This window comes from Rufibacter roseolus (assembly GCF_017916365.1).
GTDB classification, from domain to species: Bacteria; Bacteroidota; Bacteroidia; order Cytophagales; family Hymenobacteraceae; genus Nibribacter; species Nibribacter roseolus.
In genome coordinates this window covers 1,367,620-1,383,058 of sequence record NZ_JAFMSU010000003.1, presented here as the reverse complement: position 1 = coordinate 1,383,058, position 15,439 = coordinate 1,367,620, and the positions used below count along the sequence as shown (strand labels likewise).

Genomic DNA, 15,439 nt, shown 5'->3' with positions numbered 1-15,439 from the left:
TGCGGTCACACGCGGGAGAGTAGGTAGCCGCCAACCCCACCTAAGGCGCCCCCCTTGCGAGAGTAAGGGGGGCGTTCTGCGTTTACAGGGGATCACGGGACGGAGGGGAGTCAATGTCCTTGGAGGTCTTTTCTAATCCTTCTTTAGGTCACCTATGTATTATTAAGTAGGCAGCATATGGTTTACTATCAAGGTTAGTCTTTAGCTCTCCATATTATATAAAGAATAGAAAGCCCTGCTCTTCTAATTGGAAGAGCAGGGCTTCTTTGAGTAGCGTTTATTTATGTTTTTGCAATGTTTTTGACTAAATGGGCAAAAACGATTTTAGACTTCTGAGTAGATCTTGACTTCAAATCTTCTCGACTACCTTATCTTTCCTTAGGATTTTTCAGTCTCTTTTATTTATAAATGGCTTAACTTTAAGTTGTTTTGAGTTGGGCTTTACCTCTTTTGTGTTTTCCTTATAAATATGTTTTTAAAGCTTTTTAAAACCACTCATTGTTATTGCCTCCTTTAGCAAAATTCCTTTTTTCTGGTAAATGTAAAGCTTCGTTTACGACCTGCTTTGGCCAAACTGATGTTAAACTAAGATGGCTTTATAGAGTATTAAACGGAACCTACATTACCCTTTAATACTCTATAAGAGTTTCCTGCTGAATAGATTGATAACACAAAAGCAAAGAGGCGCATCAAATTTGATGCGCCTCTTTGCTTTTGATACAGTATAATTTTGGTCATTCAGGGCTTCCGCCAGTGACTACCTTTAATAAGGTTTCTTCCTGAAGGTGCTTTCTAGCTGCGTCTATTAAGTCCTTAGGAGATAGCGCTTGAATAGATTGGAGTAACTGTGAGTAGAAATCAGGAGATAGGCCCAATAAGATGTTTGATCTGTATTTATCCATCTTATCAAACAGGGTTGCATGGTCAGACAAGAACTTCCCGTTCAAATGTTTCTTAGCAGTTAAGAATTCCTCTTCAGAGACTTCTTCCTGCATGAGAAGATTGATTTCCTTTGAAACCTCTTCAAGGGTTTCTTTGATTTTATCTCCCTTAATATCTGTTCCTATAAAGAACAAAGAATCATGCTCCTTGTGGGAGAGAGAGGAATAGATGCCATAGGTAAAGCCCTTATCCTCTCTGATGTTCTTCATCAGCCTGGAGCCAAAGTATCCGCCAAGGATATGATTGGTCAGGTATAAGGCAGGATACTCAGAGTGAGTGGGCCTAATAGTGGAGTTACCTACCCTAATGGAGGCTTGCATCTGGTTTGCAGTTTTATTTACCAGTAAACCAGTGTGAGGAGAATTGGCCTTAAATGTAGGATTAATGATTTCAGCGCTTGGTGCTCCCTTTAAATTTGTGGAGATGGCTTCAATTCCGGCTTTGTTTATGTCTCCGGTTATGAATATCTCTGAATTAGAAAGGGTATAAGCTGCCCGGTGAAAATCCATCAGGTCCTGAATAGTTAAAGCTGTGATTTCTTCTTCTGAGATGGAGGAGGCATAAGGATGGTCCTGGCCGTAAACGGCTACGGTAAATGCCTCGGTTGCCAGGTAACTGTTCTTCTGCTTATCCACAGAAAGGGTCTGAATGATTCTTTGCTTCATGAGCGCGAATTCATTCTCCGGGAACGAGGGCTGCAGGATGATTTCAAAGGTAAGCGGCAGCAAAAAGGGAAGGAACTTTGACAAACAATACAAAGTCACAGTAGATCTGTCAAAGCCATGGTTAACTTCTAAGGAGGCTCCATAATAATCCACCATATCCGCAATCTCTTTTGCTGTGTGGAATTGGGTACCTTCCTTCAACATTTTGGCGGTGAGCGATGCTACCCCAGGTTTGGATTGGAACCACTTACCCGCCTTAAAAACGAATTCAACCCGTACTACAGGTTGAATGTTGTTCTCGAAGATATGAAGTCGGGCTCCTGAAGGGGTGATTTGAACTTCTGGAGCAATAGATAGATCTGTAGTAAGCTCAGCAATAGCTGGTGCTACTGTACGGTTTATAAGCATAATTTATTGTTCTGCTGGCTCGTCTAATCTGAAATGCAACGAGAAACGGAAAGTTTGGGCTAATGGGTTGTTCTGTTCATTAGGGATCATGTAAGCCCCATCAAAGCCAAATTTCTGGTAACGGATACCCAAACCCATGGTAAAGTACTGGCGACCGCCTTTTAACTCATTCTCGAAGAAATAACCAGCACGGGCCGCAAACATGTTGTCGTACCAGTACTCAAGACCGGTAGAAAGGGTGATTTCCTTTAATTCCTCACTTCCGCCCCCTGGAGCATCGGTGAAGGACTTGAAGATACCAGAGAAGACGTTGGTTTGGTCATTGGCCCCAGGATCATCAGACTGAGTGTAAGGCACCAGAAGCTTGTTACCGTCTACCGCCAAAGTAAGTTTGTTGTAGGGGTCAAGTTCCATGGTGAAAGCTGTACCCAGTCTCAGGTTAGTAGGCAAAAAGTCTTTTCTACCAGCTGTGGTGTAAGATATTTTCGCCCCGATGTTGGAGACATTAGCACCTAAGGCCAAATTGTAGTTTTTGCCGCCCAAAGCCAGGTCTTTGGTGTAATACATACCTAAATCAACGGCTACCGAGTTGCCCGGCTGAGATTCTCCAATCACGTTTCCGCCGCCGCCCACATTCACGTTACCAGAAAGGTTAGAGTGGATATAACGGGCCCCAACGCCTAAGCTCAGGTTCTCACTTAATTTCTGGCCATAGGCCAAGCTAATAGCATATTCCTTGGGGTTGAAGTTCTGGATGGCATTACCTGATGCATCAGTGAAGTTGAGCTCCCCTAAGTCAAAGTAAAGGAGGGAGGCTGCCAGCGAAGAGTTTGCCGTTACCTTTTTATGCACCGATAGGTTGCTCAAAGACATGTCATTGACAATCTTGGAAAGCCACGGGGTATATGAGAGTGACACGCCTAAATCATCCTCAATAAAGCCAAGTTTAGCGGAGTTCCAGTAGATGGAGTTAGCATCCGGGGAAATGGCCACCCCGGCATCACCCATACCAGCCGAGCGGGCATCTGGAGTTACAGAAAGGAAAGGCACCGCTGTGGTGATAGGTCTGTACTCGGTGCTCTGGCCAATGGTAGTTTGGGCTGAGGCCGTGAGGCCAGACAAAGTGACTAAAAAGAGACCAAAGATGGTGGATCTGAATAGGGTGCAGTTCATGCGGTAGAGTTTGTGGTATCTGGTAGTATTATTTAAGTAAAACTAGCTTTTCATAGCGAGATGTACTAGCTCCATCCTGACGAGAACGTACATTTACCTTGTATATGTATACGCCCTTGGCTAAAACATCATTGCTGTCATCGCGGCCATCCCAGGTAAGGTCAGAGAAGTGGGCATTCCCGTCCCCAAAACCGTGCAAAGATTTAACCAGTTTTCCTGATACGGTAAAAACCTGAATAAGTATATCCAACTCCTCACCCGGACGGTTATGGTCAAAGTGGAAAGTGGTTTTATTCAGGAACGGGTTAGGGATATTGTACACGTGGTCCAAAGCCAGTTTCTCAGAAGAAGCTACAATAAACTCTATTTTGGTAGTGCTGGAGTTATTGTGCGTGTCCCAGGCTTTGAGGGAAAGCGTATGCGGACCAACAGAAACATCCTTCAGGGAATAACGCACTTTCCCCGACTGGTAGGAATCAACATCAGCGGTATAGAACTCATTCAAGATAATAGGCTCAGAGGATTTCTCATCCAGAATGGCGGTGATTTCGTGCCCAATGCCGGCACCCGCCGTGTTGATCCCGTTCTCATCAAATAAATGCGCCAGCAGGGTGGCATCCTTCCCAGTGATTCCTCCAGAGACAAAGGATTCATCGTTCATGAACAACTCCAGCTGAGGCGGGGTATTGTCTGCCGAAACATCTGAATTGGCACCTCCAACCGGCACGATGGTGGCGCCCAGTCCGTCTATGGAAGAAGAGGAGGCATACAGGTGAATACTGCCTTCGCCAAACTGGTAATTGATGTCTTTAGGAATAACCAGGGAAACCTCAAAAGTGCCGTTTTTCACCGTGGCTAAACCGTCATACAAAACGTTGCTGCGATTCATTACCTGGCGTTTGGCGTTCTGATCACCAAGTGTGGTAAGCGTGGCCCGTTTGTCATAGACGGTAATATGGACCTGACCCTGAAAATCAGTGGCGACTTGCTGCTGGCCGTTCCGCACGAAACCTTCCAGTACTACTTTAGACAGGGCCTTAAGCGTATCTGAGGCAGCCGCGTTGAAGGGTTTACCATTCAACTTTGAAAGCACCACCTCCATCTGAGGGTAAGCCAGCCGCATGGCAGGGTCTCCCAATAAGGCAAAATTCCGGTTGTTCACGCCAAAGAGACTCGCGTTCTTGGTCTTGTTTGTGAGTACTCCCAAAGTAGGCATAGAACCATTAGAAAGCGGCGTAAACAGGAAGTTGAAGAAGTTGGTGTTCAGTGCCCGGTTGCCGTCTGAGTACACGGGGCGCGTAGTAGTCAGCAAGCCAATGGCGCCGCCTTCTGGGTGGAATAAAGCAGTCTCTGCGCCCGAATTCCGTCTTGGGTCATCATAGCGGCCAATCTCGCAGGTAGCGGTCAAAAAGAAGGTGAGCTTGTTGGCGTTCTTCCAGGTCTGAATCTCATTGATGGTCAGGATCTGCTCATCGGCGAGGCTTATGGCATTGCCATGGCCCGTGTAATTGGTGACTAATGCGCCTTTCTCAATGGCTTCGCGCAGGGCCTGATTTGTCTCCGGGGAGCGCTGGCCATTAGGCACTGAGATCTGCGGATACAGGTCAAGGTAAATCTTTTGGGGCAGGTACCCAGGATATTTGCGCTCCACAAACTCGGCCAGATAATCAGCATCGTTTAAGTGCTCGTTGGAGTCCCCGTCATCGGCAAGGAAAACAAGGCGTTTCCGCCAGTTGCCTAAAGTCTGGTCGCTTTCATACCGGATGATCTTGTCAATCATCAGATCGGCCTCAATAGAGGTTTTTACCGGCAGGCGGCCGATCCCTACATCCAGCAGGTGGGCAAAAGAGAAATCGTTCTCAGACCATTCGCCTTCCTCGTCATCCAGAAACCCGATGTAGTCATCTGAAGAATAGGAAGTGATAGGGTCCAGCGACTGGCGAGATTCGTAAATGGGAATAAAGTTGGTGTTCTGCTGGATTCTTTTCTTAGGGTCAAAGGAGGCATCGCCCAGCAAGGCCACCTGGATAAGGTCATCACCCTGTTTGGTGCTGCGCTCATACAGCATCTTCAGAAAGTCGCGGAGAGCGGTGATGTCCTGTTTGCCGGAGGAGAATTCTTCGTAGATTCTAGGCAGTTCAATAACCTCTACCTGCAGTCCTGTCTGGGTGCGCCGGTGATTTGCCAGTCGCTGTGCCTGGGTTATGAAACCACTAGGTGTGATGATAACCAAATCTACCTTACTATCTAGATTAAGGCTGTGCAGGTTCTGGTTGGCTACTTTGCCCAGGAAATTGGGGGTGGGGAAGGCAGAGCCCTGAAAGGCGATGTACTCACGGATTTGCTGGCTGTTGGCCGAGAAGCGGGCTGTTCCGTTGCCTATGGAAAGCGCTTGTTTTACCGGTTTCAGCGGATCTGTCACATCCCACACCTGCGCATCGGCAGCTGTCATGCCGCCAACCAGGAAAGTGGTCACAGCATTCTGTTTACTGGCCAAAGACCGGAAATTGGTCTGGTTCCCGTAAAGCTTCAACTGCCGCAGCGCTGATAAGGTAAAATAATTGAGATAGCCTGCCGCCGACGAACTGCTGCCCGGTTGGTAGGTATATGCCACGTTCAACTCATTGTTGTAAGAGAGCGAACTGAGCGGTGGCGAGAAATACAGCACATGGTTCACGCCCTCGGGGTGGTAATTGTAAGAGCCGCGACCGAAGATGGAGTGGGTGCCCAAACTAGTGTTGTTCAACCTCACGGAGAAAGAACTGCTTTCAGGGGAGTTAGCCATCACCGCCGAGGTAAGCCAAACGGTGCTGTTGGGCACCAGATCAGAGGCGGGAATAGCGAAGTTCTGCTGGGTGGTGAAGGAATTGAACTCCTCGCCGTACCACTCCCGGCCTGAGTTGACCATGTTCCGGAGGTCTACTTCATGAAACCAGTGCTCATCATAGGCATTGACCTCGGGGAAAGAACCGGGCACCGAGGCCTGCTGACTTACCCTTAGCCCGGCGGAAGAACCTACGGTTAAATAATAGTAAGTGGTGTCTGTGTACAGGTTGAGGGAATGCACAAACGGCGTCTGGCCGGTAACCTGGTTCTCTGACCAGGTGTGCGGGCCCTGCCCGTAGAAAAGAAGATAGTCGTTGTTGTCAAAGGAACCGTCCTGCTCACCCTCCACCCAGATAGCGTTCTCAACCAGGTCATCATGGCGGGGAGCGGAGTTGGCTTGCGGCAGCATTCCGCCGCCATTGCCGTACAGGCGCAGGTTGCGCGGGTTCAGGTTCTGCAGGTTCACACCCATGGCCTGCAGGGCAGCCCTGTCCAGCTTGTACATGCCGCTGGCGGGCACCCCGATCTTAAACCAATCGCCGGAGGCCAAAACGGAGCGAGAGGCATACGTACGGCGGAGTGGGGTTTGACCGGGAGCTTTTCTGAGGTTGTTGCCGGATGTGTAGCGGTAACTGAACTTGAGCAGTTTCTCCACCGCACCGGTCTGCGGATTCAGCCGGAATGGCTGGAAGGAGACCACTGAGTGCGGGACCCGGTTGGCCGTTCCCGCACTAATGGAAGTCTGTATTTCGGTTTTGAGGCTCTTTTTGGAAAAAGCACGTAATTCTGCCTCGGTCAAGGGGCCAAACTCCAGGGAAGTGAACTCAAAGGAGGTGACCTTGGCGTTGGGGATAGACAGCAGGTAGAACGGAATCTCTTCGCGGTTCAGGAAAGCCGCTTCTTCAAAAACCGGCAGGGCAGCAGAAGCCGTAGTCCCCACGGGCGGAGGACCAGCCGGAGCCGTGCGCCAGGAAATGGTGCGCGTGTCCTGGGTTTGGGCCCAGGCAGAAACGGCAGCCATCCAGAAGCCTGCAGCAAAGAGAAGCTTTCTTACAAGATGCATGTACGCGGGTAAAATAATTACTCCGCAACACAGTCCTTCTTTCATAGGTTCAGCTCAGGAAAACGGAGAAGAACCAGAATGGGGGTGTTCTTTAGTTGGCTGTGAGACGGTAAGAGAATGATTCCATAATCATGTTGGCCAGTAATTTCTTACAAGCCTCCTCTACTTTCTGGGCAGCGGCGGTTTCGTTTTCCGCCTCTAACTGTAAACGAATATGTTTGCCTATTCTTACATCAGAAACCTGCTCCAGGCCTAAATGTTCCAAACCCAACATCACCGCTTTTCCCTGCGGGTCTAACAGTTCTGTGTGGGGCATGATATCTATTTCGGCGGTGAATTTCATAAAGAAGATGATTTATGGAAAAATGATAAAATAATGTACATCGCAAGGTTCAGGGGAACCGCGGTAAAGTTAAGGATTGCCAGGAAAAGAATGGAAAGCCCCATGAAAATAAACCTGATTTGGTTTCCTTTCCAGGCCATATTCTTGAATTTAAGCGCAAACAAGGGCAGCTCGGCAATGAGCAGGTAAGAAAACAGCACCGTAATGCCCAGCAGCACGAAGGGGTTCATGATCAGGAACGACAGCCCGAAGTCATCATTGGCCAGGATAAGCGGCAAAGACATGATGAACAAAGTACAGGCCGGCGTGGGCACGCCAATGAAGGAAGAGATCTGGCGGGTATCAATGTTGAACTTGGCCAGCCTGATGCAGGAGAAAACGGTAATCAGGAAGCCGGCCAAAGGCAGAAAGCTGGGTAAGTCATACCCGCCTTTTTCAATGGCCTGGGCAATCATCTGCACCATGGCGGCGCCGGGCACCACGCCAAAAGAAACCATGTCGGCCAGGGAGTCCAGTTGCTTTCCAATCTCGGAATAGGTGTGCAGCACGCGCGCCACCATGCCGTCCATAAAGTCAAGGGCGGCGGCGGCAACTACCCAGGCCGCGGCCGTGGTAAGTTCCTGCTGAAAAACAGATACCAGCGCCAGGCAACCGCAGAACAGGTTGAGGCAGGTGATAAAGTTAGGAATGTGTTTCTTCATGTTTTTGTAAGAGTCTGTTCTGAGCCTGGTTTTCTGAAATTAGCTCAAAAACGGATTGCCGGCTTTTTCCTCCCCAATGGTGGTAGAGGGGCCATGGCCTGGGTATACGGTAACCTCGTCTGGCAGGGAGAATAATTTGGTGCGGATGCTTTGGATGAGCGTGTTGTAATCACCGCCGGGCAAATCAGTGCGGCCTATGCTGCGGTTGAATAAGACGTCGCCGCCTATGAGGTTTTTACTTTCCGGGTGGTAGAACACCACGTGGCCGGGTGCGTGGCCAGGAGTGAACAGCACCTCCAACTCGGTCTCCCCGAAGCGCACGTTTTCGCCCTCTTTCAGGAATTTCTCGGGTAAAACCTCCTGATACTGCGGAAAGCCGTAAGCCGCCGAATATGTGGGCACCGCCCTCAGCACAGACAGGTCTTCTTTATGGATTTCCAGCGGCACGCCATAGGTATCAGCCACGAATTTGTTTCCCAGCACATGGTCAATGTGACAATGGGTGTTCAGCAGGCGCACTACTTTGAGGCCTTGGGTCTGGATGAACTGCTGCAATTCCTGCTGTTCCTGTTTATCGGCGCAGCCTGGGTCAATGATCACGCACTCTTTGGTGTTGTCATACAGTACGTAGGTGTTTTCCTGGAAAGGGTTGAACGTGAAGAATTTTACTTGCAGACCAGTGGCAGCCATGGATTACGTCTTAATTGCAGGCTCTAAGTTACAGATTTCAGCGGCACAAGCCGTACCTTGGGGCATGAATTATGATTATCTGGTAATAGGCCACGGTCTGGCCGGCGCGATTCTGACCTGTTTTCTGGAAAAGAGCGGTAAAACGGTTCTGGTGTTAGATGCCCCCAAAGCGAACTCGGCCTCCCGCGTGGCGGCGGGGCTCATTAACCCCGTGGCCGGGAAACGCTTTGCCAAAAGCTGGCAGGTAGACGCCTTTTTGCCCGCCGCTGCCGCGTTTTACCAGGAGATGGAAGACCGCTACGGGACGGATCTTTTCTTCCGCAAACCCATTTTAAAACTGTTCTCCACGCCAGAGGAGCAGAACAACTGGATGGGCAAGAGCACCGATGCCGCCTGGGACGGCTACATTGAAACTACGCACCTGCAACTCCCGCCCTCTGATTCCGTTCACCAGGAGTTGGGCGGGTTGCTTATCCAACAGGGCGGGTACGTAGCCCTCCGCACCTTTCTGGATGCACGCCAGCAGGACCTGCAGAATCGGGGTTTGTTCAGGTCAGAATCATTTGACTTCTCTCAGCTGGAAATGTTGCCGGAAGGCGTGCGCTACGCCGATGTGCAGGCCCGGAGAATCATCTTCTGCGAGGGTGCCCAGGGAGCCCAGAATCCGTTTTTCAGCTGGCTGCCGTTTTCCCTGAACAAAGGCGAAATTTTAGACATAAATGTGCCAGATTTTGAGGCTTCATATATCTATAATAAAGCCGTTTACGTTGTGCCTTTAGGACAATATCATTACCGGGTAGGAGCCACCTACAATTGGCGCAACCTGGAGGAACAGCTTAGCCCTGAGGCAAGGGAAGAACTTTCCACTAAGGCGCAGGACATCCTGAAGAAACCGTTCACCGTGGAAAAGCAGTATGTTGGGATCAGGCCGGCGGTACGGGACCGGAAACCCCTGGTGGGGCAACACCCCCATCACCCGCAGGTAGGCATTTTCAACGGCATGGGCTCTAAGGGGGTATTGATGGCGCCTTTGCTGGCCCAGCAGTTTATCTCCGCATTGGAGCAGAAAACGCCCTTATGGCCAGAGGTGAATATTGCCCGGTATTTATCGTTATATTTAGCATCTACGCCAAACACATGAGTCAAACCTCTACCCGCTTCTTACATGTTTGCCGGTTACTAGTGCTGCTCCTGGGCATGGGGGCACCCGCGTTTACGTATGGCCAGGCTACCGCCCCAGATGACTTCGGGCAGAACCGCATCCAGTACAAACGCTTCAACTGGCAGTACTACAGCACCCAAAACTTCAACATCTACTTCTCGCAGGACGGCCGCGAACTGGCCCGCCATGCCGCCGAACACGCCGAGCGGGAACTGAAAAGGATTACCTCCCTCATCGGGTACTATCCTTACTCCAAGATCACCATCATCATGTACAACTCTGTCTCAGACATGAAGCAGAGCAACATAGGCCTGATTGATGACCCCTACAAAGGCGGCAACGATGCCCTGTTTGTGAAAAGCAAGATTGAGGTGGCCTTTGAAGGATCGCAGACCGAGCTGAAGCGCCAGATGACGTACCGTATCTCCGAACTGCTGCTCTCAGACATGATGTACGGCGGCAGCCTGAAGGAAGTCATCCAGAGCAATTACCTTTTGCGCCTGCCTGAGTGGTTTGTCTCCGGGGCTGCAGCTTACCTGGCCGAGGGCTGGAGTGTGGAGATGGATGACTACATGCGCGACATGATCCAGAAAACCGGCGGCAAGCGCCCAGATCCTTTGTTCGCTAAAAACCAGCGCGTGACCGGTCAGGCCATCTGGAACTACATCACCGAGCGCCACGGCACCGCAGCCATCCAGAATATCCTCAACCTTACCCGCATCACCCGAGACATTGAGGTAGGGATAGCCAGCAGCCTGAACATGCCCTACAAGCGGTTCACCCGGGACTGGTTCGCTTACTATACCCAGATGAACAACTATGCCGATGCGGCGCTGCCTTCTCCCAGCAAAGAGAACAAGCTTAAGAAATCAAACGCCCGGCAATTCCTGTACTCAGAGCCCGCTATCAGTCCCAGCGGACGGAAACTGGCCTACGTGATCTATGACCGGGGCGCTTACAAAGTGTACGTGCGCAATCTGGGGGCCAAAGGCCAACGCATGGTGTACCGGGGCGGCTACAAAATGCCTAACCAGGCCATTGACCGTACGGTGCCGTTGTTATCCTGGCGGTCAGAGTCACAGTTGGGTATTTCAGATGTGCGGCGCGGAAAACTGCAGCTTAAGTTACAGGATGCAGAAAAGCGGTACGTGCCCGGGGTAGCCACAGTGAAAAACCTGCTGGGCAAAACCAACAATGTGCTGCCCCTCAATGCCTACAGCCAGGTGGCCGGGGTTGATTTCTCCGAGGACGGACAGTTTATGGTGCTCAGCGCAGTGAAAAACGGACAGAGCGACCTCTTCCTGTACCGCAACGGCCGGATCGTGCGCCAACTCACCGATGACATTTTCGATGACCTGGACCCGACTTTCCTGCCCGGCACCAGCAACCGCATTGTGTTCACCTCTAACCGGTACGCCGACTCGCTGCAGTCCAGCCGGGGCAAATTCGCGTCGGTGGCCAATAACTATGATATTTACCTTTTTGACCCCAACAACACGCAAAGCCGCTTCTGGCAGCTGACCTATACACCGTCTAACGAGGTGATGCCCATCGGCCTTTCCGAGGAGGAGATCATGTACCTGGGTGAGGAAACCGGTATCCGGTCGCTTTACCGGCACAACATCAAGACCGGGGTAATTGAGCGGGTTTCCAATTTCCGGCAGAACATCAAAACCTTTGACTACAACGTGAAAACCGGTAACCTCACGTTTGTGGCCAATGACCGGGCCAAGGAATTCCTGTACCATTACCCTAATTCAGCCTTGACGGCGGTAGCGCAGCAGAGTTTCAAAACCAAGCGGCAGGAAGTCCTGGAAGGCCACCTGCAGCGCCGCATTCAGCAGGAAAATGCCCGCGTGGCCGCTGCTTTGGCCGCCAAAGCCGCCGCTGATTCACTTGCAGCACAGCGGGCCGCCCAGATCGCGGCCGGGGTCATAGACACCACCGTGGTAGATTCTGCCGCTACCCAGGCCAAGCCTCCGGTGAAACCCAAGCCCAGGACCATCATGGCCATGAATACGCCAGATTCCCTGGTGCTGAATTATCCCAGACCTTATGACCTGCGCTTCGGGGTGAACAACCTGATCACGTCCATCCACGCCGATCCTTTGCTGGGTTTCGGGTTTGTGATGGAGGTGGGCATGGCCGATCTGTTTGAGGACTACCGCATCAGGGGCGGGGTTTTCGCCCTCACAGACCTGCAGACCACTAACTTCTACGCCGAGTATTCCAACCTGAAGAACCGCTACGATTATAGAATAGGTTACCAGAAACAGAGCGTGTACCAGGCCTCCGGGGCATTTGTCCGCCGCTTGGGCAAACACGAGATCCTTCCGGCATTGAGCTATCCGTTGACCAACGCCCTGAGCGTGAAAGTGCTGCCTCGTTATTCTAACATCAGGTACACCATTATTGAGAACTTCTCTGAGCCAGACGTAGTGATGGACTTTGTGGGCATAGGCGGAGAACTGGTGTTTGATAACTCCGTGGTGACCGGCATGAACATGCGCGAAGGCACGCGCATGAAAGTGGGTATCACCCGCATGTACGGCATTGGGGAAAGCCAGAACGGCTTCGGAAAGTTCTACGTTGATTTCCGGCACTATCAGAAACTACACAAAGAGTTTATCTGGGCCAACCGCTTAAGCTACGGTCACTCTTTTGGGCCTGCGCCTAAGAAGTATGTGATGGGCGGGGTTGATAACTGGATCAACGCCTCTGAAGACAGTGCCATCGCAGACGTTTTTGACAATACCTTTACGCCGGCCGATTACTTCTACCTTGATTTTGCCATGCCGATGCGCGGGTTCAACTACTATGCCCGGAACGGTACCCGGTACGTGCTCTGGAACTCAGAACTGCGCCTGCCTATCTTCCAGTATCTGTTTGAGGGGCCCATCAACTCAGGCTTCTTCCGGAACCTGCAGATGGTTGGTTTCTTTGACGCTGGTACCGCCTACAACCGTGGCAACCCATTCAGCGAGGATAACTCGGTGAATACCCAGCCGGTACCCAGGCCACCGTTTGAGGTCATCGTGCGCAACTTCCGGAATCCGTTTATGTATGGCTACGGGTTTGGCGCACGCACTACCTTGCTGGGCGTCTACGGCCGGTTTGACATGGCCTGGGGTGAACGGAATCTCCGCCGCGAGGGACCTAAGTTCTACTTCTCCATGGGCTATGACTTCTAATCTCTTCCGTTAATAGTCAGAAAGACCGAAGGCCTTTTTGAGGCTGATTTCCTGAAAACACTTCAAAAACAGAAGGCCTCCTTTTAAGCAAAGGGGCCTTCTGTTTGATGGGTAGTTGTCTATTCAAGTGGTTTAAAGACAGGATTGGTCGTAACGTGAACTATGAAATAAAACAACAGGAACCATTCACTTTATATCCATTGATTGACTTTATACTATACTATGCTGTGCACGCATTCCGTCCCCCTTTGAAGGGGGTAGGGGGATGATTTCTCGTGCTGAGCATTGCATTCCCGAGTTTTGTAGGGGCAATCCCTTGTGGTTGCCCTTGGGTGTGGAGCGTCATTGAAGTCTCCGCTCTGTAGAAAAGCAAACGGTTCTTTCAACGGCCTTAGTCATCCCCCTACCCCCTTCAAAGGGGGACGATATGCGTAATGGTTCACTGTTTTGGGTACTATTTAGCGCCCATTTTCTGTAAAACAGGCCTAAAACAGCAATGCCTCCCTGTTTCCAGAGAGGCATTATATCTGTTATCTGACTAATCAGCTTTCTTCAAAAAAAACAGCTTAGGCTTGCACTGCTTGCAGGAGAGACTCAAACAAGAGACGGCCATCGGTGTTGTTCAGTTCTGGGTCTACGGCGCGCTCTGGGTGCGGCATCATCCCGAACACGTTCTTGTTTTTGTTGCTCACGCCGGCAATGTTGAGCAGACTGCCGTTGCAGTTGCAGTACTCATTCACCTCGCCGTTGGCATCGCAGTAGCGGAACATGATCTGGCCATTGTCCTCCAATGCCTTCAGGGTGTCGGCATCGGCGTGGAACCGGCCTTCTCCGTGGGCAATCGGAATTTTGTAGGCTTTGCCGGGCTCTAACAGAGCCGTAGGCAGCGCCTCATTGTTCTCTGGGGTAATGTACACGTTCTGGCAGATGAACTGCTGGCTGGTGTTGCGCAGCAGGGCACCCGGCAACAGGCCGGCCTCGGTCAGGATCTGGAAACCATTGCAGATGCCCCACACGTATCCGCCGGAGTTGGCGAACTTCACCACTTCCTGCATGATAGGGGAGAAACGGGCGATGGCGCCGGAACGCAGATAATCACCATAGGAGAAACCTCCTGGCAGCACTATGAAATCACAGTCCTGCAAATCATGTTCTTTGTGCCACAGCCTGACAACTTCCTTTTGGGTAGTGTGTTGCAAGGCATCAATGACATCCTGGTCGCAGTTGGACCCCGGGAAAACGACAACTCCAAATTTCATGGCGCAAAGATAAAGAAAATACGTGAGCTTCATAAGTTATAAGGCGTCAGAAACCGCAGATAACCAGATAGAGAGAGAATGGTCCTTTTTTCATAAATTTACTTTTCAACTTTTACTTACGTACTATGCTTTTATCCATGACCGGGTTTGGGGCTGCCCACCTAGAGACAGAGGGTTCTATGGTCAGCATTGAGCTGAAATCACTTAACTCAAAATCCCTGGACCTGAGTCTGCGCATCCCGCGGAGCCTGTCAGACAAAGAACTGGAAATCAGAAATCTTATTGGCAAGAGCCTGGTGCGCGGCAAAATCAACCTCAGCATTGAGGTGAGCAGAAACAAAGCCAACGCTACCCGCAGCAGAATCAACACCGATCTTCTCAAACAATACTACCAGGAAATAGAGCAGGCCGCCCAGTCTCTGGGCGCGCAGTCGCCGGACCTGTTCCGCTTGGCCCTGCACATGCCCGACGTTTTGCAGGCAGAATCTGCAGAAGACACCAAAACCGAGGAGATTGCCTGGGAGCAGGTGCTGCCGCTTCTGCAGGAAGCCATTGACAAGTTCAACACCTTCCGGGCCGATGAAGGCAAAGCCCTCACCACCGAGATTGTCTCTTACATTGACCGCATCAGAATTCTCCTGGCCGAGGTAGACAAGCATGACCCATCGCGGGTGGAGAACATTAGGCAGCGCATCCAGGGGCACCTCACGGAGATCAGCTCGTCTGAATCTTTCAACCAGAACCGGTTTGAGCAGGAGATGATCTACTACATTGAGAAACTGGACATTGCCGAGGAGAAAGTGCGCCTGGTGAACCACCTGCATTATTTCACCGAAACCGTCTACCTGCCTGAACCAACCGGTAAGAAACTGGCGTTCATTTCGCAGGAGATAGGCCGTGAGATCAACACCATCGGGTCCAAAGCCAATGACGCCACCATCCAGCATCTGGTGGTGGAAATGAAAGAGGAACTGGAGAAGATCAAAGAGCAACTGAACAACATCCTGTAAGGATTC

General features: G+C 50.9%; 10 protein-coding genes. 3 read left to right on the top strand and 7 right to left on the bottom strand.

What is annotated here, in order from left to right; all coding sequences use genetic code 11:
* Nucleotides 1–734 precede the first annotated feature (734 nt).
* From J3P35_RS21530 to J3P35_RS21505, 6 genes are all read right to left on the bottom strand, one after another.
* The gene (locus tag J3P35_RS21530) at nt 735–2,015 is read right to left on the bottom strand and encodes a M16 family metallopeptidase (protein ID WP_210466765.1); all 1,281 of its coding nucleotides are present in this window, start codon (nt 2,013–2,015) and stop codon (nt 735–737) included.
* Nucleotides 2,016–2,018: 3 nt separating this feature from the next.
* Entirely contained in the window at nt 2,019–3,188 is a 1,170-nt protein-coding gene (gene porV, locus J3P35_RS21525) for a type IX secretion system outer membrane channel protein PorV (protein ID WP_210466764.1), read from the bottom strand.
* A 28-nt stretch (nt 3,189–3,216) separates the two neighbouring features.
* The gene (gene porU, locus J3P35_RS21520; RefSeq protein WP_210466763.1) at nt 3,217–7,077 is read right to left on the bottom strand and encodes a type IX secretion system sortase PorU; all 3,861 of its coding nucleotides are present in this window, start codon (nt 7,075–7,077) and stop codon (nt 3,217–3,219) included.
* A gap of 91 nt (nt 7,078–7,168) precedes the next feature.
* Nucleotides 7,169–7,420, bottom strand: a complete 252-nt coding sequence (gene purS, locus J3P35_RS21515) for a phosphoribosylformylglycinamidine synthase subunit PurS (RefSeq protein WP_062543786.1) — start codon at nt 7,418–7,420, stop codon at nt 7,169–7,171.
* Nucleotides 7,417–8,121, bottom strand: a complete 705-nt coding sequence (gene pssA, locus J3P35_RS21510; RefSeq protein WP_210466762.1) for a CDP-diacylglycerol--serine O-phosphatidyltransferase — start codon at nt 8,119–8,121, stop codon at nt 7,417–7,419. The genes purS and pssA overlap by 4 nt, the downstream gene beginning before the upstream one ends.
* A gap of 39 nt (nt 8,122–8,160) precedes the next feature.
* Complete coding sequence (locus J3P35_RS21505; RefSeq protein WP_210466761.1) at nt 8,161–8,811, bottom strand: MBL fold metallo-hydrolase; 651 nt, start codon at nt 8,809–8,811, stop codon at nt 8,161–8,163.
* Between J3P35_RS21505 and J3P35_RS22050 the strand changes: the two genes are divergently transcribed.
* A complete protein-coding gene (locus J3P35_RS22050; RefSeq protein WP_246850413.1) occupies nt 8,810–9,952 on the top strand; it encodes an NAD(P)/FAD-dependent oxidoreductase in 1,143 nt (380 codons plus the stop codon). The two genes, J3P35_RS21505 and J3P35_RS22050, sit on opposite strands and share 2 nt — an antisense overlap.
* On the top strand, nt 9,949–13,164 hold the full coding sequence (locus J3P35_RS21500) for a hypothetical protein (protein WP_246850411.1): 3,216 nt from the start codon (nt 9,949–9,951) through the stop codon (nt 13,162–13,164). The genes J3P35_RS22050 and J3P35_RS21500 overlap by 4 nt, the downstream gene beginning before the upstream one ends.
* 566 nt (nt 13,165–13,730) lie before the next feature.
* Here the strand turns inward: J3P35_RS21500 and purQ are convergent.
* Nucleotides 13,731–14,423, bottom strand: a complete 693-nt coding sequence (gene purQ, locus J3P35_RS21495) for a phosphoribosylformylglycinamidine synthase subunit PurQ (protein ID WP_210466760.1) — start codon at nt 14,421–14,423, stop codon at nt 13,731–13,733.
* A gap of 125 nt (nt 14,424–14,548) precedes the next feature.
* Here purQ and J3P35_RS21490 point away from each other — a divergent pair, with 125 nt between their 5' ends.
* Complete coding sequence (locus J3P35_RS21490) at nt 14,549–15,433, top strand: YicC/YloC family endoribonuclease (RefSeq protein ID WP_210466759.1); 885 nt, start codon at nt 14,549–14,551, stop codon at nt 15,431–15,433.
* The last annotated feature ends 6 nt before the right edge of the window (nt 15,434–15,439 follow it).